1 pseudogene is annotated in these 240 nt (G+C 64.2%); it reads left to right on the plus strand.

Features of this window, described 5'->3' with window-relative positions:
- Positions 1 to 30: 30 nt before the first annotated feature.
- Positions 31 to 240, plus strand: a pseudogene (locus SB753_RS40915) (MFS transporter); the annotation flags it as partial.

Raw genomic sequence — 240 nt, forward strand, 5'->3', positions numbered from 1 at the left:
GGCCGCGCGCTTTCACCACTCGATTGAACCATGAGACCTTTCTCTTCTTCGTTGCCAACGACGGCGGCGGCCAACGCATCCGGTAACTCGTCCTCCGTTTCGCGCGCGCGCGTGCTCTGGCTCTCATGCACGGCGCACGCGCTGCACGACGGCTACACCGACATGATCTACGCGTTGCTGCCGGTCTGGCAGACGGACTTCGGATTGGGTTATGGCGCGCTCGCTATCGTGCGCGGCGTC

Source organism: Paraburkholderia sp. SIMBA_053, assembly GCF_046534895.1.
Lineage (GTDB): Bacteria > Pseudomonadota > Gammaproteobacteria > Burkholderiales > Burkholderiaceae > Paraburkholderia > Paraburkholderia caledonica.